The organism is Streptomyces sp. NPDC012466 (assembly GCF_042955215.1).
Taxonomy (GTDB): domain Bacteria; phylum Actinomycetota; class Actinomycetes; order Streptomycetales; family Streptomycetaceae; genus Streptomyces.
Map to the genome: position 1 here is coordinate 568,123 of NZ_JBIBEQ010000003.1, position 26,607 is coordinate 594,729.

23 protein-coding genes and 2 pseudogenes are annotated in these 26,607 nt (G+C 72.4%); 16 read left to right on the top strand and 9 right to left on the bottom strand.

The genetic code is table 11. The annotated features are described in order from the left end of the window. Positions 1–118: 118 nt before the first annotated feature. Positions 119–1,474 (bottom strand): aminotransferase class III-fold pyridoxal phosphate-dependent enzyme, encoded by a 1,356-nt coding sequence (locus ACFY9E_RS15040; RefSeq protein WP_390983294.1) that lies wholly within the window; start codon positions 1,472–1,474, stop codon positions 119–121. A 160-nt stretch (positions 1,475–1,634) separates the two neighbouring features. Between ACFY9E_RS15040 and ACFY9E_RS15045 the strand changes: the two genes are divergently transcribed. From ACFY9E_RS15045 to ACFY9E_RS15060, 4 genes and pseudogenes are all read left to right on the top strand, one after another. Continuing rightward, complete coding sequence (locus ACFY9E_RS15045) at positions 1,635–2,258, top strand: DJ-1/PfpI family protein (protein WP_390983297.1); 624 nt, start codon at positions 1,635–1,637, stop codon at positions 2,256–2,258. Beyond that, the gene (locus ACFY9E_RS15050) at positions 2,255–2,725 is read left to right on the top strand and encodes a MarR family transcriptional regulator (protein ID WP_390983300.1); all 471 of its coding nucleotides are present in this window, start codon (positions 2,255–2,257) and stop codon (positions 2,723–2,725) included. Before ACFY9E_RS15045 ends, ACFY9E_RS15050 begins: the two co-directional genes overlap by 4 nt. Positions 2,726–2,804: 79 nt before the next feature. Next, complete coding sequence (locus tag ACFY9E_RS15055; RefSeq protein WP_390983303.1) at positions 2,805–4,871, top strand: protein kinase; 2,067 nt, start codon at positions 2,805–2,807, stop codon at positions 4,869–4,871. Positions 4,872–5,017: 146 nt separating this feature from the next. Continuing rightward, positions 5,018–6,128 (top strand): annotated as a pseudogene (locus ACFY9E_RS15060) (substrate-binding domain-containing protein); the annotation flags it as partial. Between the two features lie 6 nt (positions 6,129–6,134). Here ACFY9E_RS15060 and ACFY9E_RS15065 read toward each other — a convergent pair. Then, positions 6,135–6,893: an SLATT domain-containing protein gene (locus ACFY9E_RS15065; RefSeq protein ID WP_390983306.1), complete on the bottom strand. Its 759-nt coding sequence runs from the start codon at positions 6,891–6,893 to the stop codon at positions 6,135–6,137. A gap of 276 nt (positions 6,894–7,169) precedes the next feature. Between ACFY9E_RS15065 and ACFY9E_RS15070 the strand changes: the two genes are divergently transcribed. The 3 genes from ACFY9E_RS15070 (at position 7,170) to ACFY9E_RS15080 (ending at position 8,857) form a co-directional block, all read left to right on the top strand. Continuing rightward, the gene (locus ACFY9E_RS15070; RefSeq protein WP_390983308.1) at positions 7,170–7,511 is read left to right on the top strand and encodes a YbaB/EbfC family nucleoid-associated protein; all 342 of its coding nucleotides are present in this window, start codon (positions 7,170–7,172) and stop codon (positions 7,509–7,511) included. 94 nt (positions 7,512–7,605) lie between these two features. Next, positions 7,606–8,205, top strand: a complete 600-nt coding sequence (gene recR, locus ACFY9E_RS15075) for a recombination mediator RecR (protein WP_390983311.1) — start codon at positions 7,606–7,608, stop codon at positions 8,203–8,205. After that, positions 8,198–8,857, top strand: coding sequence for a DUF5063 domain-containing protein (locus tag ACFY9E_RS15080; RefSeq protein ID WP_356652416.1), 660 nt, complete (start codon positions 8,198–8,200; stop codon positions 8,855–8,857). The genes recR and ACFY9E_RS15080 overlap by 8 nt, the downstream gene beginning before the upstream one ends. Before the next feature lie 4 nt (positions 8,858–8,861). Here the strand turns inward: ACFY9E_RS15080 and ACFY9E_RS15085 are convergent, their stop codons facing one another. Further along, the gene (locus tag ACFY9E_RS15085; protein WP_390983314.1) at positions 8,862–9,698 is read right to left on the bottom strand and encodes a PhzF family phenazine biosynthesis isomerase; all 837 of its coding nucleotides are present in this window, start codon (positions 9,696–9,698) and stop codon (positions 8,862–8,864) included. A 172-nt stretch (positions 9,699–9,870) separates the two neighbouring features. Between ACFY9E_RS15085 and ACFY9E_RS15090 the strand changes: the two genes are divergently transcribed. Beyond that, positions 9,871–10,395 carry an SgcJ/EcaC family oxidoreductase gene (locus ACFY9E_RS15090; RefSeq protein ID WP_390983317.1) on the top strand — a complete coding sequence of 175 codons (525 nt, stop codon included), beginning with the start codon at positions 9,871–9,873 and terminating at the stop codon, positions 10,393–10,395. 6 nt (positions 10,396–10,401) lie between these two features. Here the strand turns inward: ACFY9E_RS15090 and ACFY9E_RS15095 are convergent, their stop codons facing one another. Continuing rightward, positions 10,402–11,760, bottom strand: a complete 1,359-nt coding sequence (locus ACFY9E_RS15095; protein WP_390983320.1) for an ATP-binding protein — start codon at positions 11,758–11,760, stop codon at positions 10,402–10,404. Next, a complete protein-coding gene (locus ACFY9E_RS15100; protein WP_390983323.1) occupies positions 11,757–12,518 on the bottom strand; it encodes a response regulator in 762 nt (253 codons plus the stop codon). The genes ACFY9E_RS15095 and ACFY9E_RS15100 overlap by 4 nt, the downstream gene beginning before the upstream one ends. 234 nt (positions 12,519–12,752) lie before the next feature. On the opposite strand from ACFY9E_RS15100, the gene ACFY9E_RS15105 reads away from it, so the two are divergent. The 4 genes from ACFY9E_RS15105 (at position 12,753) to ACFY9E_RS15120 (ending at position 17,384) form a co-directional block, all read left to right on the top strand. After that, positions 12,753–14,030, top strand: a complete 1,278-nt coding sequence (locus ACFY9E_RS15105) for an aspartate kinase (protein WP_031140483.1) — start codon at positions 12,753–12,755, stop codon at positions 14,028–14,030. Then, positions 14,030–15,115, top strand: coding sequence for an aspartate-semialdehyde dehydrogenase (locus ACFY9E_RS15110; protein WP_390983326.1), 1,086 nt, complete (start codon positions 14,030–14,032; stop codon positions 15,113–15,115). Before ACFY9E_RS15105 ends, ACFY9E_RS15110 begins: the two co-directional genes overlap by 1 nt. Positions 15,116–15,639: 524 nt before the next feature. Continuing rightward, entirely contained in the window at positions 15,640–16,215 is a 576-nt protein-coding gene (locus ACFY9E_RS15115; protein WP_390983329.1) for a SigE family RNA polymerase sigma factor, read from the top strand. Positions 16,216–16,343: 128 nt separating this feature from the next. Beyond that, positions 16,344–17,384, top strand: coding sequence for a hypothetical protein (locus tag ACFY9E_RS15120; protein WP_390983700.1), 1,041 nt, complete (start codon positions 16,344–16,346; stop codon positions 17,382–17,384). An 82-nt stretch (positions 17,385–17,466) separates the two neighbouring features. Here ACFY9E_RS15120 and ACFY9E_RS15125 read toward each other — a convergent pair whose 3' ends face one another. Then, on the bottom strand, positions 17,467–18,261 hold the full coding sequence (locus ACFY9E_RS15125; protein WP_390983703.1) for an SURF1 family cytochrome oxidase biogenesis protein: 795 nt from the start codon (positions 18,259–18,261) through the stop codon (positions 17,467–17,469). 102 nt (positions 18,262–18,363) lie between these two features. Beyond that, positions 18,364–19,185 (bottom strand): annotated as a pseudogene (locus ACFY9E_RS15130) (class I SAM-dependent methyltransferase); the annotation flags it as partial. Positions 19,186–19,286: 101 nt separating this feature from the next. On the opposite strand from ACFY9E_RS15130, the gene ACFY9E_RS15135 reads away from it, so the two are divergent. Next, positions 19,287–21,146, top strand: a complete 1,860-nt coding sequence (locus ACFY9E_RS15135) for a prolyl oligopeptidase family serine peptidase (protein ID WP_390983332.1) — start codon at positions 19,287–19,289, stop codon at positions 21,144–21,146. 97 nt (positions 21,147–21,243) lie between these two features. On the opposite strand, the gene ACFY9E_RS15140 is transcribed toward ACFY9E_RS15135, so the two are convergent. Further along, positions 21,244–23,139 carry an NAD-binding protein gene (locus ACFY9E_RS15140; RefSeq protein WP_390983705.1) on the bottom strand — a complete coding sequence of 632 codons (1,896 nt, stop codon included), beginning with the start codon at positions 23,137–23,139 and terminating at the stop codon, positions 21,244–21,246. Positions 23,140–23,320: 181 nt separating this feature from the next. Here ACFY9E_RS15140 and ACFY9E_RS15145 point away from each other — a divergent pair, with 181 nt between their 5' ends. The 3 genes from ACFY9E_RS15145 (at position 23,321) to ACFY9E_RS15155 (ending at position 25,528) form a co-directional block, all read left to right on the top strand. Further along, a complete protein-coding gene (locus ACFY9E_RS15145; protein WP_390983335.1) occupies positions 23,321–24,346 on the top strand; it encodes a permease in 1,026 nt (341 codons plus the stop codon). Then, positions 24,343–25,053, top strand: a complete 711-nt coding sequence (locus tag ACFY9E_RS15150; protein ID WP_390983338.1) for a TIGR03943 family putative permease subunit — start codon at positions 24,343–24,345, stop codon at positions 25,051–25,053. The genes ACFY9E_RS15145 and ACFY9E_RS15150 overlap by 4 nt, the downstream gene beginning before the upstream one ends. Before the next feature lie 64 nt (positions 25,054–25,117). Further along, positions 25,118–25,528, top strand: a complete 411-nt coding sequence (locus ACFY9E_RS15155; protein ID WP_390983341.1) for a hypothetical protein — start codon at positions 25,118–25,120, stop codon at positions 25,526–25,528. 292 nt (positions 25,529–25,820) lie between these two features. On the opposite strand, the gene ACFY9E_RS15160 is transcribed toward ACFY9E_RS15155, so the two are convergent. Beyond that, complete coding sequence (locus ACFY9E_RS15160; RefSeq protein ID WP_390983343.1) at positions 25,821–26,309, bottom strand: hypothetical protein; 489 nt, start codon at positions 26,307–26,309, stop codon at positions 25,821–25,823. Between the last annotated feature and the right edge of the window lie 298 nt (positions 26,310–26,607).

Consider the following 26,607-nt stretch of genomic DNA (forward strand, 5'->3'; position numbering starts at 1 on the left):
GGTCAGGGCGTCTCCCTCGTGGCGTTCGGGTGGCGTGCGCGTACATGTCTACGAGCACGCCACCTTACGCGTTCGAATGAGGCGCGAGAATGTCGGTTACTGACGGGTTTACAGGTCTTTACCGGGTGTACTCGTCCGCCACCGAGAGGGCCGAGTCCAGCGCCGCGAGCCCCTCCTTCAGCTCCGCCTCGCTGATGTTGCAGGGCGGCACCACGTGCGTCCGGTTCATGTTCACGAACGGCCACAGCCCGCCCTTCTTGGCGGCGGCGGCGAAGGCGGCCATGGGCGCGTTGGCCTCACCGGCCGCGTTGTACGGCACCAGCGGTTCCCGCGTCCCGCGGTCGCGCACCAGCTCCAGTGCCCAGAACATGCCCACGCCGCGCACCTCGCCGACGCTCGGGTGCCGCTCGGCGAGCGCCCGCAGTTCCGGCCCGACGACGGACTCGCCGAGCCGGGCCGCGTTCTCGACGACGCCCTCCTCGGCCATCACGCCGATCGTCGCGACGGCGGCGGCGCACGCCAGCGGATGCCCGGAGTAGGTCAGACCGCCGGGGTAGGGCCGCTTCCCGAAGGTCTCCGCGATCGCGGCGGAGATCGCCACCCCGCCCAGCGGCACATATCCGCTGTTCACGCCCTTGGCGAAGGTGAGCAGGTCGGGCGTGACGTCGAACAGGTCCGCCGCGAACCACTCACCGGTCCGCCCGAACCCGGCCATGACCTCGTCCAGGACGAAGACGATCCCGTGCTTGTCACAGATCTCCCGCACCCCGGCGAGATAGCCGGGCGGCGGGACCATGATCCCGGCCGTGCCCGGGATCGTCTCCAGGATGATCGCCGCGACGGTCGAGGGCCCCTCGAAGGCGATCGTCGTCTCCAGGTGCTCCAGCGCCCGCGCGCACTCCTGCTCCTCCGTCTCGGCGTAGAAGCGGGAGCGGTAGAGGTAGGGCGCCCAGAAGTGCACGACCCCGGCCGTGCCGCTGTCGGAGGCCCAGCGGCGCGGGTCGCCGGTGAGGTTCACAGCCTGCTGCGTACCGCCGTGGTACGAGCGGTACGCCGACAACACCTTCGGGCGGCCCGTGTGCAGGCGGGCCATCCGGATCGCGTGCTCGACGGCGTCGGCGCCGCCGTTGGTGAAGAAGATCTTGTCCAGGTCGCCGGGGGTCCGCTCGGCGATCAGCCGGGCCGCCTCCGACCGGGCCTCGACCGCGAAGGCGGGGGCGAAGGTGGTCATCTTCGCGGCCTGCTCCTGGATCGCGGCGACGATCTTCGGGTGCTGGTAGCCGACGTTCGTGTAGACGAGCCCGCTGGAGAAGTCGAGGTAGCGCCGGCCGTCGTAGTCCCAGAAGTACGACCCCTCGGCACCGGCGACGGCGAGCGGGTCGATGAGCTCCTGAGCGGACCAGGAGTGGAACACGTGGTCACGGTCGGCGGCCTTCACGGCGGCGCCGGCTTCGGGGTTCGGCTGAGGGGTCATGCGGGCGAGCGTAGGTGCGGGGGAGAGGGCGGTGAAATCGGCGGCCTGTCTGGCGTCGGCGGCATTCCGCGACAGGTTGTCCAGACGGGACCGAGCTATTGACAGCATGCTGCGTTCTAGACAGAATACTGTCATAAGCGCACGGGACCGAGGAGGAGCCATGAACGCCACCACCGCCCGGCACGGCAAGCCCGTCCATCTCGCCGTCTACGACACCCTCGCCGACTGGGAGACCGGCCACGCCACGGCCCAGCTCGCCCGCGCCGGCCGGGAGATCCGCACCGTCGGCCCGTCCACGGCCACGGTGAGGAGCGTCGGCGGCCTGCGCATCCGGCCCGACCTCGCCCTGGACGACCTGCGCCCCGAGGACAGCGCGCTGCTGATCCTCCCGGGCGCCGACCTCTGGGACACCTCGGGCGACCTCGCCCCCTTCGCCCGCAAGGCCCGGGAATTCCTCGGCGCGGGCGTCCCGGTCGCCGCGATCTGCGGCGCCACCGCCGGCCTCGCCCGGGAGGGCCTGCTCGACGACCGCGATCACACCAGCGCGGTCTCCTTCTACCTGGCCGCGACCGGCTACGCGGGCGGCGGACGCTACGTCGAGGCCGACGCGGTCACCGACGCCGGCCTGGTCACCGCGGGTCCGACCGAACCGGTCGCCTTCGCCCGCGAGATCCTCCGCCTGCTCGGGGTCTACGAAGGCGAGGTGCTCGACGCCTGGTACCGGCTGTTCCACGACTCCGATGCACAGGCGTACGGGGTGCTGGAGAAGGCCGGCGCGCTGTGAGCCGCGAACGCCAGGACCTGCTCAGCCGCAGCGCCCTCGGGGTGTTCCGGCTCAACGGCCAGTTCCTCGCCGTCGCGGAGGAACTGGCCCGGCCCGCCGGGCTCACGGCCGCCTGGTGGCAGGTGCTCGGCGCGGTCCTCGGGGAACCGCTGCCCGTCTCCGGCATCGCCCGCGCCATGGGCATCACACGGCAGAGCGTGCAGCGCATCGCCGACCTGCTGGTCGAGCGGGGCCTGGCGGAGTACCGGCCCAACCCGGCGCACCGCCGCGCCAAGCTCCTCGCGCCGACCGGCGAGGGCCGTGCGGCGATCGCCCGGATCGACCCCGGGCACGCGGCGTTCGCCGACCGGCTGGCCGAGGCGTTCGGGGAGACGGAGCTCACGGAGGCGGTACGGACGCTGGAACGGCTGTCGAAGGCACTCGACCAGGCGGGGCTGCCCCACCCTTCGCCTGTTACGGAACCGTAGACGTTGCCCGGGCCGCCCCGGCCCCGACCCGCACTATTCTCGATCCGTTGCTCGCGTGTGGGGGGAAGGCGGCTGAGCGATGGAGAAGCTGGGGCCCGGGGACCCGCAACGGATCGGCGCGTATCGGCTGCTGGCGCGGCTCGGTGCCGGGGGCATGGGGCACGTCTATCTGGCCCGCTCGGAGCGTGGCCGCACGGTCGCCGTGAAGCTGGTCCGTGAGGAACTCGCCGCGCAGGAGGAGTTCCGGGAGCGGTTCCGGCAGGAGGTGCAGGCCGCGCGGCGGGTCGGCGGCTACTGGACCGCGCCGGTGCTGGACGCGGACACCGAGGCGGCGGTGCCGTGGGTCGCCACGGGGTATGTCGCCGGGCCGAGTCTCCAGCAGGTCGTCGGGCACGACCACGGTGCCCTGCCCGAGCGGACGGTCCGCATCCTCGCGGCCGGGCTCGCGCACGCGCTCAAGGACATCCACGCCGCCGGCATCGTCCACCGCGACCTCAAGCCGTCCAACGTGCTGGTCACCATCGACGGCCCGCGCGTCATCGACTTCGGCATCGCCCGCGCGCTGGAGACGGTGACGGACGGCGGGCTCACGCGCACCGGCGCGCTCGTCGGATCACCCGGCTTCATGGCGCCCGAGCAGGTGCGCGGCGACCGCATCACCCCGGCGTGCGACGTCTTCTGCCTCGGCTCGGTCCTCGCCTACGCCGCGACCGGCGCCCTGCCCTTCGGCACCGCCAACAGCGGCGTGCACGCCCTGATGTTCCGCATCGCCCAGGAGGAACCGGACCTGGAGGGCGTCCCCGAGGGCATCGCCGACCTCGTCCGGGACTGCCTGCGCAAGGACCCCGCCGCCCGGCCCTCCCTCGACCGCGTCCTGCAACGCACGGGCGCCGACGACACCGTCTCCGACGGCCGCGCCCTCGACCCGTGGCTGCCGAGCGCACTGGTCGCCCAGCTGGGGCGGCACGCCGTGCGGCTGCTGGACGCGGAGGATCCGGAAGGCGAGGGGGGCGGCACTCCCGCGGCGCGGCAGGGCGGTGCCGTGGCGCTGCCGGCCGGTACCGCCGAGCGTCCCGGAGCCGAGCCGGCCGATCAGCGCGGCTCCGCCCCCGGCGCCGTCCCACCGCCTGTCCCCTCCGGGGCCCCCGGTCCCGGGCCCGGTCCCGCCGCACCGCCCGCCCCGGCCGGGTCCGGTCCCGGCCCGACCCCCGAACACGCGCCCGCCGCCGACGAGTCGTCGCCACGCCCGGCGCTGCCCGCCGCGACCCCCGGGCCGCCTCCGCCGGGCCTGCCGGGGGAGGGGCCGCCGGTGAACCATCTGCCCACCATGGTCGCGGGGCAGAGCGCGCCCCCGGCGCCCCGGCAGCTCCCGGCCGCCGGTGCCCCGTCCCACCCGCACATGCAGCCGGCTCCGGCCCCGTACCCGGCGTACGGCTACCCCCAGCAGCACCCCCAGCCCGGTGTCCCGGGCGTCGCCCCGCCCCACCCCGCCTACGGCGGTCTCGGTTCCACCCCGCCCTACGGCCCGCCGCCCTACGGCCCGACCCCGCCGTACGGCCCCCCGCAGCCGCCGCCGCGAGGAGGCGGTCGTTCCACCGCGCTGCTGGTCGTGATCGCCCTGGTCGTCGCGCTCGCCGCGGGCGGGTCGGTGTACGCGCTGATGCAGGGCGGCGGTGACGACCGGGCCGACGACGGCCCCGGCCCCACACACAGCACGGGCGCGCCCCCGACCACCCCGGGCCCGTCCCCGACGGCCTCGCGGCCCGACACCTCCTCCTCCCCGGCGGACGGCACGATCCCGACCGGGTACCTCGGCACCTGGTCCACGACCATCGACAACGCCGACGGTGAGCACAGCCGTTCGCTCACCATCCAGCAGGGTGAACCGGGCGACCCGGTCCTGTCCCTCGTGGCCGACGGCCCGACCAAGGGCGGCGGTACCTACCACTGCGTGTTCGAGGGGCGGTTGACCACGGAGCCCGGTTCGGACGGTGCGCTGAAGATCGGCCCGTCCAGCGTGAAGACCGGACAGCCCCGCACGGCGTGCACCCCGGGCGCGGCCACCGAGGTCACCCTCCTCCCGGACGGCACGCTCCAGCGTGTGAACACCAGCAGCGGGGAACGGCTGACGTACACGAAGCAGTGACCGACTCCTGTGGGACAGGAGGTCGTTGAACGTCGGGCGAATTCCGGCCGACGAACACCGGAGGGGCGCTCGCGCGGCCGTACGGTGACCGGACGATCGAAGCGTCCGGGCGGCGGCGGGGGCACCCACGAGGGAGTGGTTGAGCCTACGACGGGAACACCCTGCGCATCCCGCGCGTCCCGCTCAACCGCAGTGACCCCTTCAAGCTGCTCGTGCTCCTGTCCGGCGGGGACGTCGGCGACGAGATCCGGCGGTCGGCGGACTGCGCGACGGCGAGGTGCACCCCAACCGCAGTGCCACGCCGGACGAGAAGCCCCCGCTGTTCAGCCGGGCCGCACGGCTGATCGCCCTCGCGCTCACGGCGAGCGCGGTCACCCTGGCGGCGATCGTCGTCGCCCAGGACGACACCCCGCCCCCGATCGGCTGCGCGAGCGGCACCCTCACCCTCACCGGTTCCACCGCGTTCGCCCCCGTCCTGCGCGAGGTGGCCGCGAAGTACGAGCGGGACTGCGGCGGCGATCCGGTCATCGACGTGGACGCCCACGGCTCGACGGTCGGGATACGCGAACTCACGGCGGCCGGCGCCCGGGCGAAACGGGACTCCCGGGATCCCCCGCCGGTGGTGGCCCTGTCGGACGGCCCCAAGCCCGCCGGCCTGCCCGACCTGCGGGAGAACCGGGTGGCGGTGTCCGTCTTCGCACTCGTGGTCAACGACGACGTGAAGCTGACGAACCTGTCGACCGGCGACGTCCGGCGCCTCTACCGGGGCGGGATCCGCAACGGGCGGCAGGTCGGCGGCCCCGACCTGCCCGTGCGCCTCGTCAGCCGGGACGCCAACTCCGGGGCGAGATCGCCGACTCCTCCGTCGACTGCCTCCACAAGGACGCCCCGACGGCAGCCGTCCCGCGCTGCGAACTCGACTCGACCGAACAGGTCCTGGCCACGGTCGCCGGCCTTCCCGGCGCCCTCGGCTACAGCGAACTCAATCTGGCCGCCCGCGCCAAGGGCCTGCACTCCCTGCGCCTGGACGGTGATCCCGCCTCGGCCGACGCCATCGAGCACGGCACCAGCGACTACCCCCACCGCGAGATCGAGTACGCCTACACCTACGGCCGCCCCCCGGCCGGCTCCCTGGCGTCGAGCTTCCTCCCGTACCCGGCCCGCGGCAACGGCCAGGACGTCATCCGCACCCACCGCCCTCTGCCGTGCTGGACCCCGGAAGGGCTCACCCTGTGCGCGCGCGACGGCGGGAGCTGAGGCTCCTCAGCGCGGTTCCGGCGGCCGCTGCCGGGGCATGTTCGGTCGCGCGCCCCCCGCCGGAGGCACGGCGAACCGCCCGTTCACCCCCGCCTCGGGGCCGCGCGCCGGCCCGGGGAACACCACCGCCTGCAACCCCACCGGCGCGGCACCCCCCGACCGGAACTCCCCCATCCAGTCCGCCGTCTCCACCCGCACCAGTTCCGTCACGTCCTCGGAGAACCTCCGCAGCACCCCGAGGCACCGCTCGGCGGCCTCGCCGGCCGTCCCCTCCGCCGGCCCCAGCACCTCCCGCACGCTCTCCGCCGCCCAGTCGAACTGCAACGCCTGAAGCCGCCGCTGCACGGCCTGTGCGGTGGCCACGTCCCGCATCCACCCGGACGTCACCCCGAAGTACCGGTCGACGGCCACGCACGCGGCGCCCAGCAGCAGCGCCAGGCACCCCCAGGGGGCAATCCCGTCCGCGACGCCGGTCAGATCCAGCAGGGGCAGCGCGACCCCGGTGACCGCCCCGGCCGCGGCCCCGCAGCGCAGCACCCGCGCGCACCGCCGCTTCCACACCCGGTCCACGAGGTACCAGGCCGCCGTCCGCAGCGCCCCGCGCTCCACCCACCGGTACAGCTCGTCCAGCCGGACCGCCGGCTCGCCCCAGTCCCCGAGCGGGAAGACCCGCCCGGTCAGATCGCCCGGCCGCAGCCCGGCCGCCGCCTGCTCGCCCCGCCCGTCCTGAGGCGGCCCCTCGGGCTGCATCTCCGGCTGACCCACCCGGCACTCCTCACTGACCACGAACGACCACGCACGGTTCACTCACCGATCACGCTGCGCGAGGGGCGAAAGACCGCCTCCCGAACGCGCCCGACCCTTCCTACCTCCCAATGGGTGGCGAAGACGTAGCTTTCGCCTCTTTTCCGCCCGGAAGTATTCCTTGATCGGGTATAGGGCGCGAGGGGGACTCACTCGAAAGAGTGCTGGGGCGACGGCAGCCCCGACCACGTAGGCTCGTGCCGAACGGGAAAACCCGTACCGAGCAAGGAGCTGATCGTGATCCCCGGTGGTGGCCAGCCCAATATGCAGCAGCTGCTCCAGCAGGCCCAGAAGATGCAACAGGACCTGGCACAGGCGCAGGAGGAACTGGCGCAGACGGAGGTCGACGGGCAGGCGGGCGGCGGTCTGGTGACGGCCACCGTCACCGGCGCCGGCGAGCTGCGCGCCCTGAAGATCGACCCGAAGGCGGTGGATCCCGAGGACACCGAGACCCTCGCCGACCTGGTCGTGGCGGCCGTCCAGGCGGCCAACGAGAACGCGCAGACGCTCCAGCAGCAGAAGCTGGGCCCGCTCACGCAGGGGCTGGGCGGCGGCGGCATCCCCGGCCTGCCGTTCTGACCCGGCGCACCGCCTTCCTCGGACAGGCGGCTGACAACTACGGTACGTACGGGACGGTGCGTACCGACCCCGAAGACCCAGGAAGGGCAGTCCGTTGTACGAAGGCGTGGTCCAGGACCTGATCGACGAGCTGGGGCGGCTGCCCGGCGTCGGTCCGAAGAGCGCGCAGCGGATCGCCTTCCACATCCTCCAGGCCGAGCCGACGGACGTACGGCGTCTCGCGCAGGCCCTGATGGAGGTCAAGGCGAAGGTCCGCTTCTGCGCGGCCTGCGGCAACGTCGCGCAGGAGGAACTGTGCAGCATCTGCCGCGACACCCGGCGCGACCCGGCCGTCATCTGCGTGGTCGAGGAGCCGAAGGACGTCGTGGCGATCGAGCGCACGCGTGAGTTCCGGGGCCGCTACCACGTCCTGGGCGGCGCGATCAGCCCGATCGACGGGGTCGGCCCGGACGATCTGCGCATCAGGGAGCTGCTGGCCCGTCTCGCCGACGGCACGGTCACCGAGCTCATCCTCGCCACGGACCCGAACCTGGAGGGCGAGGCGACGGCGACGTACCTCGCCCGCATGATCAAGCCCATGGGCCTGAAGGTCACCCGCCTGGCCAGCGGCCTCCCGGTGGGTGGCGACCTGGAATACGCGGACGAGGTCACACTCGGCCGCGCCTTCGAGGGGAGACGACTCCTAGATGTCTGACGCCACGCTGCACGCGACCGACCAGAACCCGGACGATTTCGCGGTCCAGATCGCGGACCAGATCGAGAGCTTCCTGGTCGCCGTCACGGAGGTCGCGAAGGGCGACGAGCCGGAATCGGCCGTGCCCTTCCTCCTCCTGGAGGTCTCGCAACTCCTCCTGGCCGGCGGCCGGCTCGGCGCGCACGAGGACATCGTGCCCGACGAGCGCTACGAACCCGACTCGGGCCCCGAGCCGGACGTCGACGCGCTCCGCGAGAACCTGGCCCGCCTGCTGGACCCGATCGACGTCTACTCGGAGGTCTTCGACCCCTACGAGCCCCGCAAGGCGCCCGTGCCGGCCCGGATCTCCGACGACCTGGCCGACGTCATGGCCGACCTGCGCCACGGCATGTCCCACTACCGCGCGGGCCGCACCAGCGAGGCCCTGTGGTGGTGGCAGTTCTCCTACTTCTCCAACTGGGGCTCCACCGCGTCGGCCACCCTCCGGGCCCTGCAGTCGATCCTCGCCCACGTCCGCCTCAACCAGCCCCTCGCCGAACTCGACGGCCTGGACACGGACCAGGGCATGGGCGACGACACCCTGGAGATCGAGGCGGGCCGGGTGATGGCCGAGGAGATCGCCGGGCCCCTGGGTCTGCGCCCGGCGAAGTAACCGGTCAGATCCGAACGGCCGTACCGGTGACGCCGATTCCGCTGTGCGGGTCCGCCGGCACCGACACCGTGATCGTGCTCGGGCGTCCCATGTCCGCACCCTGATGGATCGTCAGCGTCGCGGGCACGGGCACGAGTTCGAGTTCCCTCAGGTAACCGCCGAACGCGGCAGCCGCCGCTCCCGTCGCCGGGTCCTCGACCACGCCGCCGGGCGGGAAGGGGTTGCGGGCGTGGTAGACGGTGGGTGACTCCCGCCGCACCAGGTCGATCGTGGTCCAGTCCCTGCGGGCCATGAGGGCGGTGAGCGCCGCCATGTCGTAGTCCAGGTCCGCCAGCCGATCCCGGCTCGCGGCGGCGACGATCGGGTGCCAGGCACCGGCGAAGGCCACACGGGGCGGCAGTGCCGGGTCCAGGTCATCGGCGGACCAGCCGAGGATCGCGAGCAGCGCGGCGAGGTCGGCCTCCTCGAGCGGGACGGTGCGCGGCGCGACGCTCACCAGGGTCGCCACGAGGGTGCCGTCCGCCGCGCGGTCCGTGGTGACGGTGACCGGGCCCGCCGCGGTGCGCAGCGGCAGTCGCCCGGTGCCGTGCCGTTCCGCGTGGGCGACGGCCGTGGCGATCGTCGCGTGGCCGCAGAACGGCACCTCCGCCAGGGGGCTGAAGTAGCGGACGTCCAGGGAGCCGTCGCCGGACTCCATCGCGAACGCCGTTTCCGAGTAGCCCAGTTCGGCCGCGGCCGCCAGCATCGCCGCGTCGTCGGCGCCGCTCGCGTCGAGCACCACCCCCGCCGGGTTGCCGCCCTCGGGATCCGTGCTGAACGCCACGTAGCGCAGTATCTCCATGCCCCGACGGTAGCGCCCGGCCCCCTGTCACGCAGCGTGATTTGGGGGCTCCTTGTACGGGCCCTGTACGCGGGCTGTACGACCCCTGACCGGTGAAACGCGAGGCTGGAGCCACTTCCACCGCAGAGAACGCGGAGGCAGGTCAACTCCCCTCGAACGCACTGGAGACGACATGAACCGTCGCCCCGTCCGCAGTCGCATAGCCGTCGCCACCGCCACCGCGGTCCTGGCCACGGGCACCTTCGCCCTCGGCGCCGGGATCGCCGGAGCCGACTCCGGGAGCAAGGGCACGAAGCACGCCGAGCCGGTGACCAAGGCGCAGGTGCTCAGTCTGTTCGACCGCTGGAACGCCGCGCTGGGGACCGGTGACCCGAAGAAGGTCGCCGACCTGTACGCGAAGGACGCGGTCCTGCTGCCGACCGTCTCCAACCAGGTCCGCACGGACAGAGCCGGGATCGTCGACTACTTCGAGCACTTCCTGCGGAACAAGCCGGTCGGGACGAAGGTCGAGTCGGTCGTCAACGTCCTCGACCGTGACACCGTCATCGACACCGGTGTGTACGAGTTCGTGCTCACCGACCACGACACGGGCGAGAAGAGAACCGTCAAGGCCCGCTACACCTACGCCTACGAGAAGCAGTCCGACGGCACGTGGCTGATCGTGAACCACCACTCCTCGAAGATGCCGCAGGGCTGAGCCGGGTCAGCCGCCGCCCCGGTGGGACGCCCGGAGCGTGATCGTCACGCACAGGCCTCCACCGGGCGAGTCCGTCAGCGCCACGGTCCCGCCGTCGTCCGTCGCCAGCTGCCTGACGACGGCGAGACCGAGGCCGGAGCCGGACTTGCCGGTCAGGCCCTGGCCACGCCAGAAACGGTCGAAGGCACGGGACTTCTCGGCGTCCGACATGCCGGGTCCCTCGTCCAGGACCGACACCCCCACCACATCGCCCCGGGGCTCCACCCGCACGGTGATCGTTCCGCCGTCGGGCGAGACCTCCAGGGCGTTGGAGAGCACGTTGTCCAGCATCTGGTCCAGGGCACCAGGGCTGGCCAGCACGGACGGCCGGCCGTCGATACTCCCCCTGAGCGCGATGGTGACTCCGCGCTCGTCGGCGGCCGGCCTCCACACGGCGAGCCGCTCCCGCACGATGTCCATCAGCGGGAGCGGCTCGGCCGCCGTCACCTTCGCCTCGGCCCGGGCCAGCACCAGCAGCCCGCTGACCAGCCGGCTCATCCGCACGACCTCCGCCGTCGCCTGCTCCACGTCCTCCCGTACGAACTCGTCGTCCACCCCGTCCGCGATGTTGTCCAGGGACAGCCGCAGCGCCGTCAGCGGGGTGCGCAGCTGGTGGGAGGCGTCCGCGACGAAGATGCGCTGGGCCGCGATCAGGGTGTCCAGGCGTTCGGCGCCCTGGTTGAGGGTGCGTGCCAGGGTCTGGGTCTCGGGCGGGCCCGTCACGGGGGAGCGGGCGGTCAGATCGCCGTCGCTGAACTTGCTGGCCATGTCGTTGAGCTGGCGCAGCGGTCTGGTCAGGCGCCGGGCCACCCCGACGCCGAGCAGGGCGGCCACCCCGAGGACGAGCACGGCGAGGACCGCCCGGAAGCCCCAGATCTGCCACAGCCGGCCGGTCATCTCGTCGGTCGAGTAGATGATGCGTACGGCGCCGACGACCCGGTCCGTGCCGGCCGCGCGGGCGGGCACGGTGATCACCAGTTCGGGGCCCCAGATGAAGGAGGAGCCCCAGTCGGTCGTGGGCGTGCCGTCCTTCAGGGCCCGGGTCAGTGCCGCGTCGGCCGTCGGCCGCGGAAGGTCCGCCGGGCAGTTCGCGGTGCGGGTCACCTGGATCTCGTCGTCGTAGGCCCTGGCCATCTTCTCCAGGGCCTCGCAGGAGGCGGGCCGGCCGTCGCCCAGCAGCAGGGCCATGGCGTCGGCCTCGCGCAGGACGGCCGACTTGGTGTCGCCGCGCAGCTGGCCCGTGAGCGTGAACGCCACCGGCACGGTGAACAGCGCGATCGCGACCGCGACGAGCAGGACGTAACTGCGGACGAGCTGGCGGATCATGAGGCGCCGCCGGCCCCGCCCGTGCCGCCGCCCCCGCTGCCGCCGCCCGCGCCCGCGCCCGCGTCGGTGTCGGCGCCGGTGTCCCTGATGATCTCCAGCCGGAAGCCGACCCCGCGCACGGCCTCGATGGTGATCGCCCCCGCGAGCTTGCGCCGCAGCGCCGCCACGTGCACGTCCAGTGTCTTCGTCGGCCCGAACCAGTTCGCGTCCCAGACCGCTTCCATGATCTGCTCGCGCGACATCAGCGCCCCGGGCTCCTCGGTGAGGAAGGCCAGCAGGTCGTACTCCTTGGGCGCGAGGGCGACCTCCTCGCCGTCGAGGCGCACCCGGGCCGCCCTGCGGTCGACGGTCAGGCGGGTGCCGTAGCGGTCGGGGCCGGGGTCGGGCGTGCCCGTCGGGGTGCGGGGCTGTGTGCGGCGCATGACCGCCCTTATCCGCGCGATGACCTCCCGGACGCCGAACGGCTTGGAGACGTAGTCGTCCGCGCCGAGCTCCAGGCCGACCACCCGGTCGGTCTCGTCGCTGCGGGCGCTGATCACGATGATCGGCACGTCGCCGCGCTCGCGCAGCGTCTTGCAGACGTCCAGGCCGTCGGTGTCGGGCAGGCCGAGATCCAGCAGGACGACGTCGTACGGACCTTCGTGCCGCAGGGCCGCCCCGCCCGTGGTGACCCACTCGACCTCGAAGCCGTAGCGCTTCAGGCCACGGCGCAGGGACTCGGCGACCGGTTCATCGTCTTCCACCAGGAGTACGCGCACAGGCGAACCCTAATGCTTGAAAGTTGGGTCACCGGGATCGTCCGGAGGAGGGTTGTGACCCCGGGCACTTTCCCGAGTGGCCCGTGCCCAGATGGGCATGAGCGACTCTGGACGGGCGGGCCGGGATCTCACCATGCGATATCGCGGAGGGGTTTTTCGGACGCTCGTTAGACTGAGCCGACCGCGGTACGAATGCGTATGAGCGGACAGAGACGGATTGAGCGAGGAGCGCACGTGGGCCTTGTCGTGCAGAAGTACGGAGGCTCCTCCGTAGCCGATGCCGAGGGCATCAAGCGCGTCGCCAAGCGGATCGTGGAAGCGAAGCAGAACGGCAACCAGGTGGTTGCCGTGGTTTCCGCGATGGGCGACACGACGGACGAGCTGATCGATCTCGCCGAGCAGGTTTCCCCGATGCCTGCCGGGCGCGAGCTCGACATGCTGCTGACCGCCGGAGAGCGGATCTCCATGGCCCTGCTGGCCATGGCGATCAAAAAGCTGGGCCACGAGGCCCAGTCGTTCACCGGCAGCCAGGCAGGTGTCATCACCGACTCGGTCCACAACAAGGCCCGGATCATCGACGTCACGCCGGGCCGGATCAAGACCTCGGTGGACGAGGGCAACATCGCGATCGTCGCCGGTTTCCAGGGCGTCAGCCAGGACACCAAGGACATCACCACCCTCGGCCGCGGCGGCTCCGACACCACGGCGGTGGCTCTCGCCGCCGCCCTCGACGCCGACGTCTGCGAGATCTACACCGACGTCGACGGCGTGTTCACCGCCGACCCGCGTGTGGTGAAGAAGGCCCGGAAGATCGACTGGATCTCCTTCGAGGACATGCTCGAACTGGCGGCATCCGGGTCGAAGGTGCTGCTCCACCGCTGCGTGGAGTACGCCCGCCGGTACAACATCCCGATCCACGTCCGGTCCAGCTTCAGCGGACTTCAGGGCACCTGGGTCAGCAGCGAGCCGATTACGCAAGGGGACAAGCAGGTGGAGCAGGCTCTCATCTCCGGTGTCGCGCACGACACCTCCGAGGCCAAGGTCACGGTCGTCGGTGTGCCGGACAAGCCGGGCGAGGCGGCCTCGATCTTCCGCACGATCGCCGACGCCGAGATCAACATCGACATGGTCGTGCAGAACGTGTCCGCCGCCTCCACGGGCCTGACGGACATCTCCTTCACGCTGCCGAAGACCGAGGGCCGCAAGGCCATCGACGCGCTCGAGAAGAACAAGGCCGGCATCGGCTTCGACTCGCTGCGCTACGACGACCAGATCGGCAAGATCTCCCTCGTCGGCGCCGGCATGAAGACCAACCCGGGCGTCACGGCCGACTTCTTCACGGCCCTGTCCGACGCGGGCGTGAACATCGAGCTGATCTCGACCTCCGAGATCCGTATCTCGGTCGTCACGCGCGCCGACGACGTGCCCGAGGCCGTCCGCGCCGTGCACTCCGCGTTCGGGCTCGACTCCGACAGCGACGAGGCCGTCGTCTACGGAGGCACCGGCCGCTGATGGCCGATCTCCGACAGGACGCCCGGACCGGACGGTCCGGGCGTCCGACGCTTGCCGTGGTGGGGGCGACCGGAGCCGTCGGCACGGTCATGCTCCGGATCCTGTCCCAGCGGGCCGACGTGTGGGGCGAGATCCGGCTGATCGCCTCCCCGCGCTCGGCCGGCCGCAAACTGACCGTGCGCGGCGAGGAGACCGAGGTCGTCGCGCTCGCCGAGGAGGCCTTCGACGGCGTCGACGTCGCCATGTTCGACGTCCCCGACGAGGTCGCCGAGCGGTGGGCGCCCGTCGCCGCCGCCAAGGGCGCGGTGGTCGTCGACAACTCCGGCGTGTTCCGGATGGACCCGGACGTGCCGCTCGTCGTGCCCGAGGTCAACCCGCACGCCGTGCGGATGCGTCCGCGCGGGATCATCGCCAACCCCAGCTGCACGACGCTCTCCATGATCGTCGCCCTGGGCGCGCTGCACGCCGAGTTCGGGCTGCGCGAGCTGGTCGCCTCCTCCTACCAGGCCGTCAGCGGCGCCGGGCGCGCCGGCGTGGAGACCCTGCGCCGGCAGCTCTCCCTCGTCGCCGGCACGGAGCTCGGCACCAGTCCCGGCGACGTCCGCCGGGCCGTCGGGGACCACACCGGGCCGTTCCCGGAGCCGGTCGCCCTGAACGTCGTGCCGTGGGCCGGTACGGCCCAGGAGGACGGCTGGTCGTCGGAGGAGCTGAAGGTGCGGGACGAGTCCCGCAAGATCCTCGGGCTGCCCGGCCTCCCCGTGACCGTCACCTGTGTCCGGGTTCCCGTGATCACCACGCACTCCCTGACCGTGCACGCCCGCTTCGAGGGCGAGGTCACCGTCGCCAAGGCCCGCGAGATCCTCGCCACAGCGCCCGGCGTCGTGCTGTTCGACAATCCGGCCGCCGGGGAGTTCCCGACCCCCGCCGACGTGGTCGGCACCGATCCGACCTGGGTCGGGCGGGTCCGGCGGGCGCTGGACGACCCCACGGCGCTCGAACTGTTCGTGTGCGGGGACAATCTGCGCAAGGGCTCCGCGCTCAACACCGCGCAGATCGCCGAGCTGGTCGCGGCCGAGTTGTCCTGAACCCGGTGGTCCGCCCGGTTTTCGTGAAGTTTCGCCGTGCCGAAAACCCCGCGGCCGATGTCATAGGCGGTTTGTAGGATCTGCGGACGACATGTGAGCCGGTCGATGGTCGGGATCACTTGTCCCGGGCGCTTCGACAGCAGAGGATTTACCTCCCCGCTCTCCGCAACCGCGCGAAGGGCGGGGAGCGTCTTTGCGGTCGCCCTTCGACCGTGGGAGCGCTTCATCAGGCGTGGGGACGCCTGGAACCGGGCGTGGGGACGTCCGTTCACATCTGGACATAGGGGAAGAGCGGGACGCATGAGGGCATTTGATGCACCATCGGTTGTGCTGCCTGACGCGGGTAGACCGTCGACGGCGACGGTCGGCGTGAAAGTGATGCCCGGCACGTACAACCCTCACAGGGGTACGCGTGTCCAACAGGCGTGGCAGAGGTACTCGACTTCAGCGCGGCACGCGGCACGGTCCTTCGACCGCCCCGTCCGGCGGCTCTCCGACCCCGCATGCCCGGTACGCCCGGTGGCATGCCGGTGATCGCGCCCGTGCCCGCAGCGCGGCCGGCCCGCATACCCAACCAGCGCGACGGCGCGGAGGACGGCGTAGCGGCCGGCACCACCGTCGACCACCTCACCGAGACCTACCGGGCGCACTACCGCTCGCTGCTGGGTCTCGCGGCGCTCCTCCTCGACGACACCGCCTCCTGCGAGGACGTCGTCCAGGAGGCGTTCATCCGTGTCCACTCCGCCCGCAAGCGGGTCCGCGAGCCCGAGAAGACCCTGGCGTACCTGCGCCAGACCGTCGTCAACCTCTCGCGCTCCGCACTGCGCCGCCGCATACTCGGCCTGAAGCTGCTGTCGAAGCCCATGCCCGACATGGCCAGCGCCGAGGAAGGTGCCTACGACCAGCTGGAGCGCGACTCCCTGATCAAGGCGATGAAGGGGCTGCAGCGCCGCCAGCGCGAGGTGCTGGTGCTGCGCTACTTCGCGGACATGACCGAGGCGCAGGTCGCCGAGACGCTCGGCATATCGCTGGGCTCGGTCAAGGCGTACGGCTCGCGCGGCATCGCGGCACTCAGGGTCGCCATGGAGGCGCCGGCATGAGTGACGGCAACGGCGCGGGCGGCAAGGGGCGCGACCGCCCCGAGCCCGCCGAGCGCCTGGACGGGTGGCAGGCGCCGACAAGGCTGCACGGGCAAGATCCGAAGCAATCGCACGCTGGGAACGGAACTGTGAACCACGGCCCCGACGATCAGAACCCCGAAGGGTTCGACTCGGACGAGCTGGACCTGCGCACGATGCTGCACCAAGTGGTGCAGGAGGTGGAACCGCGCGACGGCACCCTGGACTATCTGCGGAAGGCGGTGCCGCAGCGGCGGGCCCGCAAGCGGCAGGCCGTCGTCGGCATGGCGGCCGCCGCCCTCTTCATCGGCACCGCCATCCCCGCCCTCGTACACGTCTCCAACGCCACCGGCTCCGACGCCAACCCGTCCGTCGCCGGGCACGCCTCCGAAACCCAGGGCGGCGCGAGCGAGGGCAAGGGCCCGGACGGCGGCGAGAGCACCTCGGGCGGCTCCTCCGGCAAGGCCGAGGACAAGGAGAAGGGCGACAAGAAGGAGAAGGACAAGGGCAAGGGAACCGGCGCCTCCACCGGCGCGTCCCAGGGCGGTACCGACCCCTCCTCCACCACCGCCGCCGGCATCCCGGCCTGCACCCCGGCCCAGCTCGGCCCCGCCTCCGGAAGCAGCAACGCCCCGGACTCCACGGGCGCGGTCTCCGGCTCCTTCCGCGTCGTCAACGTCTCCGGCGCGGCCTGTACGGTCACCGGCCCCGGCTCGGTGAGCGCGCTGCCGCAGGGCGCGGCCGACATGAGCAAGGTCGGTGCGGTCCGGCACACCGCAGGGGACGCGGCGGCCGGGCTCCTGCCCGACCCGTCCCTGGAGGCCGCCCAGCTGGTGCTCCAGCCGGGCCTCGGCTACGACGTGAAGTTCGCCTGGGTGCCCTCCGAGACCTGCCCCACCCCCGGCGGCAGCGTCGGCGGCCCCGACCCGAGCCCGGACCCGACCCCGTCGGAGGACCCGGCGACCACGGCCGGCACCTCCACCGGCGGCGACACGGGCACGGCACCCCAGCTGGCCACGGAGGACGGCACGGTCGACGGCAGCGTCGCGGTGGCCTACACCCCGGGCACCGGCTCGGGCGGTACCTCGGTCACGGTGTCCAACGCGTGCGCGGGGACGGTGTACTGGACGGGAGTCCTGGCGGGGTCGTAACCGCCCGGACGCGAGCATGCGGGCGGGGGCGGGCGCACCGGCGGCCCGTTCCGCCCGGCCGCGGCCCGGGCGGAGATGCCGCTCACCTCACGGCGGCATCCACGGCGACCGGCTCCTCGTCCGCCACCAGCCCCAGCTCCGCGTCCCGCGCGAACTCCACCTCACGGCGCAGCAGCCGGAACCACATGAAGATCACGAACCCCACGAAGGCGAACCACTCGGCGGTGTAGCCCAGGTTCTGGAAGGCCTTCAGATCCAGCCCCGAGTCCGGTGGCGCGGCGGCCGGCACCGCCTTCATCCCCGAGTCGCCCTTCGACAACGTGACCCAGGCGTCGTACACGTCGTACGGCACCAGGTTCACCAGTGACGCCGCGCTGATCGCCGACGTCTGCCCGGCCGGCAGCCCGCCCTGCGCACTGACCCCGTTGTCCCCCGGCGTCTCCGAGGCCTGCAGCGCCCCGGTGACGGTGACCTCACCGGCCGGCGGGGCGGGAACCTTCGCCGTGCCGGCGGAACCGGGCAGCCATCCCCGTACCACCGGCAGCGCCTCACCCGAGCCGGTCCGCAGCAGCGTCAGCACGTAGAAGCCCTGCCTGCCGTCGAGCTCCCGCCCGGGCACCAGCAACTGCTTGCCGTAGCGTCCGGTCGCGGTGACGAGCTTGCCGGACGTCGCCTTGTCCACCGGCAGCATGTCCGCGAGCGGCCGGGGCGCCTCGTGCCGGGCCTCGGAGACCTGCTCGGTCGCGGCGCGATGGTCCTGCACGCGGTCCTCGAACCGGCCCAGCTGCCAGGACCCCATGAAGATGCAGAAGGGGATGGACAACAGCACGAAGACGTTGATCCCCCACCATCGGGGCGTCAGCAGAAACCGGTACACACCCCCACGGTACGGGGCTGTCGGGCGGCCCCGGCCCGCGGGGTCGGCGATGAAGCGGGCCCGTGGGCCGGTTCCGGACGGCGGACGAGCCCCGGACGGTCGGTCCTTGCGGGCCCGGATCGAGTACATCAGCGGAATCCGCGGCCGGTCCGCCGGAAAGCGGAAGTAGCCGTCCCGCCGCTCGAAGCTCCCGAACCGCCGGAACAGCGACACGTCGTGCTCGTGCAGGAACTCGATCCGCAGCCCGGCCGCCGCGAGCGCCGTGACGACCTCGCCGACCGGGTGCTGCCACTCGACCCGGCGGCTGTGCGTGAACTCGGCACCCTCGGCCGCGTACGACCCCGGTCCCTCCTCCACCCAGGCGCCACGGGCGAAGTAGTCGTGCGCCACCCGCGAGCCGGTCTCGGCGTCGAGCACGTCGGTGAGCGGGTGGAACTCGGAGAGGTACAGGAACCCGCCGGGCGCCACCAGCGACGCGGCGGTCTCGGCCCAGCGCCCGATGTCGGGCAGCCAGCACAGCGCGCCGACGCCGGTGTACACGATGTCGTACGCCGGGTCCGGGACCGCGTCCGCCGCGTCGTACACGTCCGCCGCGACGAACGCCGCCCGGTCCGGGCCGAGGCCGAGGTCCCCGGCCAGAGTCCGGGCCAGGTCGATCGCGGGTTCGGAGAAGTCGAGCCCGACGACACGGGCGGCGCCGTGCCGGGCCCAGGACAGCGTGTCGAGTCCGATGTGGCACTGGAGGTGCAGCAGGGAGCGGTTGCCGACCTCGCCCACCTCGGCGAGCTCGAAGTCGCGCAGGGGGTCCTGACCGGCCCGGAAGGCGTCGAGGTCGTAGAAATCACCCGCGATGTGCAGCGGGACCCGCTCGTCCCAGTGGGCGCGGTTGGCCTCGTTCCGGTCGGCCGGGGTGGGGGAGTGCAAGTGTGCGACTCCTGACCTGCTCGGAGGGGGACCGGTGGAGGTTATCCACAGGCTGGGGACCTCGCCAGCGAATTGTCGGCCGGTGCGGGCACTATGGGGCCATGACTGAGAGCAACGGGTCCGACGCGCGTCATCAGCGGGACCAGCACGAGCAGGACGTACGGGCGGGACAGCAGGAGCGGATGCCCGAGTGGGAGAAGCGCTTTCGGGCGCCGCGGGTGTCCCTGCCCGACTGGGCGGAGGACGCACCGGACCGCTCCCTGTTCGTCTCGAACGCCACCGGGACGTACGAGCTGTACGCCTGGGACCGGTCGACGGGCGAGCAGCGCCAGGTGACGGACCGGCCGAACGGCACCACGGACGGCGTGCTGTCCCCGGACGGCGCGTGGATCTGGTGGTTCGACGACAAGGACGGCGACGAGTTCGGCGTGTGGCGCCGCCAGCCCTTCGAGGGCGGCCCGGACGAACCGGCCGCCGCGGGCCTGGAGGCCTCCTACCCGGCGGGCCTCGCCCTCGGCCGCGACGGGCGCACGGCCGTCGTGGGCCGTTCCACGGACGAGGACGGCACGACCATCCACCTCGTGCGCACCGGCGGGGAACCGGTGGAGATCTACCGTCACCGCGAGTCGGCCGGCGTCGGCGACCTCTCCCACGACGGCTCGCTCATCGCCGTCGAGCACACCGAGCACGGCGACGCGATGCATTCGGCGCTGCGCGTCCTGCGCCCCGACGGCACGGCGGTCGCCGACCTCGACGACACCGAGGGCGGCACCCGTGAGCTGGGCCTGGAGGTCCTCGGCTTCGCCCCCGTCGACGGCGACACGCGCCTGCTCATCGGCCACCAGCGCCGCGGCCGCTGGGAACCCCTGGTGTGGGACGTGGCCACCGGCGAGCAGACGGACCTGGCGCTGGAGCTGCCGGGCGACGTCAGCGCCGAGTGGTACCCGGACGGCACCGGTCTGCTCATCGTGCACAGCTTCGAGGCCCGCAGCGAGCTCTTCCGCTACGACCTGGCCGGCCGCGCCCTGACGGAGATCCCGACCCCGCCCGGCACGGTCTCCGGCGCGACGGCCCGGCCCGACGGCAGCGTGGAGTACCTGTGGTCCTCGGCCGCCGAGCCGCCGGCGGTCCGCTCCACGACGGGCGGTGTCGTGCTCGACCCGCCCGGCATGAAGTCCCCCGGATCGGTGCCGGTGGAGGACGTGTGGGTGGACGGGCCGGGAGGGCGCATCCACGCCCTCGTCCAGAAGCCGCAGGGCACCACCGGCCCGCTCCCCACGGTCTTCGACATCCACGGCGGCCCCACCTGGCACGACAGCGACTCCTTCGCCGCGGCCCCGGCGGCCTGGGTCGATCACGGCTATGCGGTGATCCGTGTCAACTACCGCGGCTCCACGGGCTACGGCCGTGCCTGGACGGACGCCCTGAAGCACCGGGTCGGCCTCATCGAGCTCGAGGACATCGCCGCCGTCCGCGCATGGGCCGTCGACTCCGGTCTGGCCGACCCCGAGCGCCTGATCCTCACCGGCGGCTCCTGGGGCGGCTACCTGACGCTCCTCGGCCTCGGCGTCCAGCCCGACGCGTGGGCCCTCGGCATCGCGGCGGTCCCGGTCGCCGACTACGTCACGGCGTACCACGACGAGATGGAAGCGCTGAAGGCGATGGACCGCACCCTCCTCGGCGGCACCCCCGAGGAGGTCCCCGAGCGCTTCGAGGCCTCGTCCCCCCTCACCTACGTCGACCAGGTCAAGGCCCCGGTCTACATCTCGGCCGGTGTCAACGACCCGCGCTGCCCGATCCGCCAGATCGAGAACTACGTCAAGTGCCTGGAGGCCAGAGGCGCGGTCCACGAGGTCTACCGCTACGACGCCGGTCACGGCTCCCTGGTGGTGGACGAGCGGATCAAGCAGGTCAGGCTGGAGCTGGAGTTCGCGGAGCGGCACCTGGGCTCACGTCCGTAACCCGGGACGGCGGGCCCAGCCGGCACCCCACCGCGCCGGCTGCGACGCCGCGCATCTCGTGACGCCGAGCGTGCGAACGCACCGCTCGGCGTCACGTTCACGCCCCGGCCCGCTCCCGCCGCCTGCGCCCCAGCAGCTCCGCCAGCCCCCGCCGCGTCGCGGCCAGCACCACCCGGTCCCCAGCCCCGAGCACATACGTAGGAGGCAGATCCCACACCAGCCCCGAGGCCGACGGCAGCCGCTCCTCGCCCGGCGTCTCCGGTTCGCCCCGCCGCCCGCCAGGAGGTGACGTGTTGAGCGCCAGCACCCGCCAGGCCCCGGCCCGGAACGCCTCCGCCACGGTCCGCCCCTCCAACTGCGGATGCCCGGCCACATCCACCTCGGCGAACAGCAGCACCCGCCGCTCCACCGGAATCGCCCCGAGGATCTGCCGCCCCATCATCGCCCCGGCGAACGCGGGCGCGGCCAGATGCGACACACTCCGGCTCCGCGTCAGGGCGCGCGGGTGCGCCGCCCGCAGCGTGCGGTACACGGCCGTCGCGAAATCGTCGTCGTACAGCCGCAGCACCACCCGCAGATCGGGCCGCACGGACCGCGCGTACAGCGAGGCCTCCAGATTCGTCGTGTCCGCACTGGTCAGCGCCAGCAGCGCATGCGCGCGGTGGATCTTCGCGGCCTCCAGCACGCCCTCCTGCGTGACATCCCCGAGCACCACCGGCACCCGCAGCCGCCGCGCCGTGGCCATCCCCCGGGCGTCCGGATCGGACTCCACGCACACCACCGGGATGTGCAGCTCCCGCAGCCGCGTCAGCACCCGCGTCCCGATCTTGCCGAGCCCGAGCAGCACCACGTGCCCGCCGAGCCCTCGCGGCGGCTTCCGCAACGCGGACGCGCTGCGGAACGTGCCGAGAGCTTCCAGCACCGCGGCCAGCAGCACCGGCAGCAGCAGCAGTCCGACCAGACCGGAGAGCAGTTGCAGCACCTGCTGCCCCGTCGACTTGTGGAACGCGGGATCGTTGATGCCGAACAGATCGAGCAGCGTGACGTACGTGGCGTACAGCGGATGCTCGCCGGTCACGATCGTCAACGCCACGGCGAGAGCCAGCACACAGCCCACCAGCCCGGCCAGCGACCACCGCAGCCGCCGCGAGAACAGCGAGGCGAACGGCGGCACACCACCCCGCCCGGCAGGCAGGGACGGCCCGGAGTACGACACCTGCTCCAGAACCACGGTCCCGCGCCCGGTCGCCGACGCCACGGCCGCCTCGTCCGGCAGGAGTTGCGGCCCGAGCTCCCCGCTGCCCTCCGAACCGTCCGCACCGGCCGGGTCGTTGCTCGTCGCGGACAGCAAGGCCAGCGTGCACAGCCCCGGGTCGGCCACCTCGCCCGGCCGCGGCGGCTGCCGCTCCACCGCACGCAGCACGAGCCCTTCCGTCTGGACGACCTTGCTGGTGCCGACCAGGGCGGTGGCGGCCAGTGCGGGCGCGGCCGTGTCGGCATCGGACAGCACCGTCGTGGACGCGTCGAGGCCCGCTCCCGGTCCGTCCCCGGAGGCGACGGCGGCGGTCTGGTCCAGCAACTCCTCGATGTGCTGCCCCAACCGCCGGTTGTAGAGCCGCAGTACGAGGCGGACACGAGGGTTGAGCCGGCGGGCGGTGAGCGCGGCCCGGATGTTGGTCTCGTCGTCGTCGTACACGAGCGCCAGCGCCGCCGCCCGTTCGGCGCCCACCTCGGTGAGCACGGCCTCGGTGACCTCGGCGGCCTCCACGACCTGCTCGTTCGAGGCCGGTTCGCCACTCGTGCCGGTCCGGTTGACGGCGGCGTTCACGACCCGGTCGAGCAGCGCCGCCGAGGCGGCCCGGGCCCGCCCGACCACGGGCCGGCGCACCCGTCTGCCCGAGGGCGGCACGACGAGCGTGACCTGCTCGGCGTAGACACCGCGGAGTTCGGCGGCCAGCCGGTGCGCGAGCCCGTCGTCCCCGCACACGATCATGTGCGCGGCCGGATCACTCGGCTGACCTTGGTTCGGAACGCTCCCCACGAGGAGAAGACTGCCTCACCGGGACGGCCGGTTCCAGAAGGGGACGGTGTCGCCTGAACGCCCGGCCGTCTTCGTCCGTACGCAAGGGGAGGGAATGGGGAAAGCCCCGCGCACCACCGGAGGTACCGGGCCCGTGGCCACCACGAAGACCGCCCCGCACGACAGCGCCGAGCGCGAGGACACCGAGGCGGACGGCGGCGCGGAAGAGGGCCGGCACCTCAACTCCGCCCTCCTGCTGACTCTTCTGCTGCTCACGGCGGTGATGTTCCAGGACCCGATCCGCGGGGCCCTGGCCGCGCCGGTGATGCAGAGCTGGATGACGGTGTTCGTCGCGGTCATGGTCCAGGCGCTGCCGTTCCTGGTGCTCGGCGTGCTGCTGTCGGCGGCGATCGCGGTGTTCGTGCCACCGTCGTTCTTCGCCCGGGCCCTGCCGAAACACCCCGCCCTGGCGGTCCCCGTCGCGGGCGCGGCGGGCGCGGTTCTGCCGGGCTGCGAGTGCGCGTCCGTCCCGGTGGCCGGCGCTCTGGTCCGCCGAGGCGTCACACCCGCGGCGGCCCTGGCCTTCCTCCTCTCGGCGCCCGCCATCAACCCGATCGTGCTGACGGCCACGGCCGTGGCGTTCCCCGGCAACCCGGAGATGGTCCTGGCCCGCTTCGTCGCGAGCCTGCTGGTGGCCTGCTCGATGGGCTGGCTCTGGCACCGCCTCGGCCGCACCGACTGGCTGCGCCCCCCGGAGCGGACGTCGTACGAGGGGCAGGGCAGGGGAGAGGCCTTCTGGGGCTCGGTCCGGCACGACGTGACGCACGCGGGCGGTTACCTGGTGATCGGCGCGATGGCCGCGGCGACCCTGAAGGCGATGGTCCCGGCGGACTGGCTGAGCCTCGCGGCCGGCCACCCCGTGCTGTCGGTCCTGGTCCTCGCGGCCCTGGCCGTCCTGCTCTCCATCTGCTCGGAGGCCGACGCGTTCGTGGCGGCGTCCCTGACCCAGTTCTCCCTGACCGCACGCCTGACGTTCCTGGTGGTCGGCCCGATGATCGACCTGAAACTCTTCGCGATGCAGGCGGGCACCTTCGGCCGCGTCTTCGCCCTGCGCTTCGCCCCCGCGACCTTCGCCCTGGCCGTCGTCGTATCGGCCCTGACCGGAACGGTCCTGCTGTGAACCGCCTGGCCCAGACGGCCCTCCTCTTCCTCCTCGGCGCGACCCTCCTGCACGCCGGCACGACCGACCTCTACCTGCGCTACGTCAAGGAGGGCCTGCGCCCCCTGGTCCTCCTGGCGGGCGCGGTCCTCATCACCACGGCGGCGGCAACCCTCTGGTACGACCGCCGCAGCGCCCCCGGCCACGACCACCACCACCGCGAACCCCGCGTCTCCTGGCTCCTCACGCTCCCGGTCCTCGCCCTGATCCTGGTCGCCCCGCCGGCCCTGGGCTCCTACAGCGCGGCCCACACCGGCACGGCCCTGACGAAACCCTTCGGCTTCCCGGCGCTCCCCACCGGTGACGCGCCCCTGCGCCTCGCCGTGGCCGACTACGCCGGCCGCGCGATCTACGACGACGGCCGCTCCCTGCGCGACCGCGAGTTGAAGATCACCGGCTTCATCACCCTGGACCGGACGGGCACCCCCTACCTGGTCCGCATGGGCCTCAACTGCTGCGCGGCGGACGCCCAGCCGGTCAAGATCGCCCTGACGGGCGACATCCCACCGGTCCTGCGCCCGGACACCTGGCTGGAGATCACCGGCAGGTACACACCCCGCCGCACGAAGGACCCGGTCAACAACGGCCCCGTCCCGTACCTCCAGGTCACGACGGCCAGGCCGGTCCCCACCCCGCACGACCCGTACGACGAGACGTGGAACACCTGAACTGCGGCGTAGCACAGCCTCTTCGGGGTACTCGTGAAGGACCGCTGATCAGCGAGGGATACGCATGACCACACTCCCAGGCGAGCACACGGCGAAACTCGACCGGCCGTTCCTGCCGGAGGCGGTCCGCGAGGAACTGGCGAAGGCCGACCACCGAGCGGGCCTGACCCTGGCCACCCTCGGCGCGACCCTGACCGCCCTCCTCACCGCGATCACCGCCGGCGTCATCACCCCCACCCAGTACGCGACGATCCCCCAACTCCTCCTCTGGACCGGCTGCGCGGCCTGCGCCCCGTCCCTGGTCCTCCTGAGCCTGGCGAGAAGGCCCCACCCGGTCCCGACGGCCGACGCCCCACCCCAGCTCCTGGTTCGCACGACGTGCACGAAGCACCGCCGCATTCGGCAGGCGATGGCGTGGAGCGCGGTCTTCCTGGCGCTCACCTTGGCGGGAACGCTCGCCGGGCTGCTGTCCTAGGGCCGAACGGGCCGCGAACCGGGCGCTGAAAGCGGACCGGGACCAGTCTGCACATCAAGCCACATGTCTTCGTGTCAGTTTGCCGGAGCACGCCCCGACGACAGCATGGGCAGGCTTGAACGGCGCGCTGCGCCGCGGAGTGTGACCGCCCTGAGCCAGGGCGCCTCGATACATGACCATCTGTTACGTCCCGAACTGCTGGAGTTCGCCCACGTCGTGGCCGACGAGAATCGCCGTCCCCAAGCACAAGGCTCCTGGACGGCGTCCGCGATCTCGTAGGGGTTCTCCGTGCCTACGGCTTCACCGGATCACCGTTCCCCATGCTCAGCCACCACACATGGTCGTCGCGGGTGAGGTCGAGTGCCTGCTGCTGGCCGTCGTTGAAGCGGAGGTTCACAGTGGTCAGGCCCGGTGCGACGGGGTCGGCCACAACTGCTTCGACCGGCTTGTCGGCGTGTGTGCCGAACTCGGCGATCAGGCGTTGGGCGGCCTCCTCCCGATCGGTGTACCACGGGGCACCGATCCCGGCGAGGTCCGCGGCGTCACCGCCCCGGAGGCGTTGGGCGTACACCTTGAGGACCAATTCGACCTCGTAGGCGACCTCCTCGGCCTCGGGGTAGGTGGACTCCGCGGCGCGTACCGTCACCTTCACCTCGGGAGTGTCCCGCAATGCGTAGGGGGCCGCCGGTTCGCGGAGCAGCCACCATGCGAGGGCGCCTCCGCCCAGACACAGGGCGACGAGCGCCGCTGTGAGCCATTTGAGTCCTGAGGTCCTGGGCATCAGCACCACTCCGGCCTGACGCGATGGATGTTCGCCCACGTGCCCCTCTGGCTTCTGACGTAGGTGTCGAGGCGCTGGTTCAGACGGTTGTTGTTGTGCGCGCTCACGTAGGCCGCCGCTTCTTCCAGCCGCCGTCGGGCGGCACCTCACCCACGTTCCAAGGTGTCGAGGTCGGGCCGGAGGCTTTCCGGGCGTGAGTCTCACTCCGGACGGTGCGGCTCGACGTCGACCACCCGGCCAAGACCTTCTCCCAGAGTTTTCCCAAACGATCTCAGAAACCACTCAAGGGCCTGACCCG

Bases quoted from the DNA above. Each gene is read 5' to 3' on its own strand.
- ACFY9E_RS15040 (WP_390983294.1), bottom strand. From the start codon at position 1,474: ATGACCCCTCAGCCGAACCCCGAAGCCGGCGCCGCCGTGAAGGCCGCC.
- ACFY9E_RS15045 (WP_390983297.1), top strand. From the start codon at position 1,635: ATGAACGCCACCACCGCCCGGCACGGCAAGCCCGTCCATCTCGCCGTC.
- ACFY9E_RS15055 (WP_390983303.1), top strand. From the start codon at position 2,805: ATGGAGAAGCTGGGGCCCGGGGACCCGCAACGGATCGGCGCGTATCGG.
- ACFY9E_RS15080 (WP_356652416.1), top strand. From the start codon at position 8,198: ATGTCTGACGCCACGCTGCACGCGACCGACCAGAACCCGGACGATTTC.
- ACFY9E_RS15085 (WP_390983314.1), bottom strand. From the start codon at position 9,698: ATGGAGATACTGCGCTACGTGGCGTTCAGCACGGATCCCGAGGGCGGC.
- ACFY9E_RS15090 (WP_390983317.1), top strand. From the start codon at position 9,871: ATGAACCGTCGCCCCGTCCGCAGTCGCATAGCCGTCGCCACCGCCACC.
- ACFY9E_RS15095 (WP_390983320.1), bottom strand. From the start codon at position 11,760: ATGATCCGCCAGCTCGTCCGCAGTTACGTCCTGCTCGTCGCGGTCGCG.
- ACFY9E_RS15110 (WP_390983326.1), top strand. From the start codon at position 14,030: ATGGCCGATCTCCGACAGGACGCCCGGACCGGACGGTCCGGGCGTCCG.
- ACFY9E_RS15115 (WP_390983329.1), top strand. From the start codon at position 15,640: ATGCCGGTGATCGCGCCCGTGCCCGCAGCGCGGCCGGCCCGCATACCC.
- ACFY9E_RS15135 (WP_390983332.1), top strand. From the start codon at position 19,287: ATGACTGAGAGCAACGGGTCCGACGCGCGTCATCAGCGGGACCAGCAC.
- ACFY9E_RS15140 (WP_390983705.1), bottom strand. From the start codon at position 23,139: ATGATCGTGTGCGGGGACGACGGGCTCGCGCACCGGCTGGCCGCCGAA.
- ACFY9E_RS15155 (WP_390983341.1), top strand. From the start codon at position 25,118: ATGACCACACTCCCAGGCGAGCACACGGCGAAACTCGACCGGCCGTTC.
- ACFY9E_RS15160 (WP_390983343.1), bottom strand. From the start codon at position 26,309: ATGCCCAGGACCTCAGGACTCAAATGGCTCACAGCGGCGCTCGTCGCC.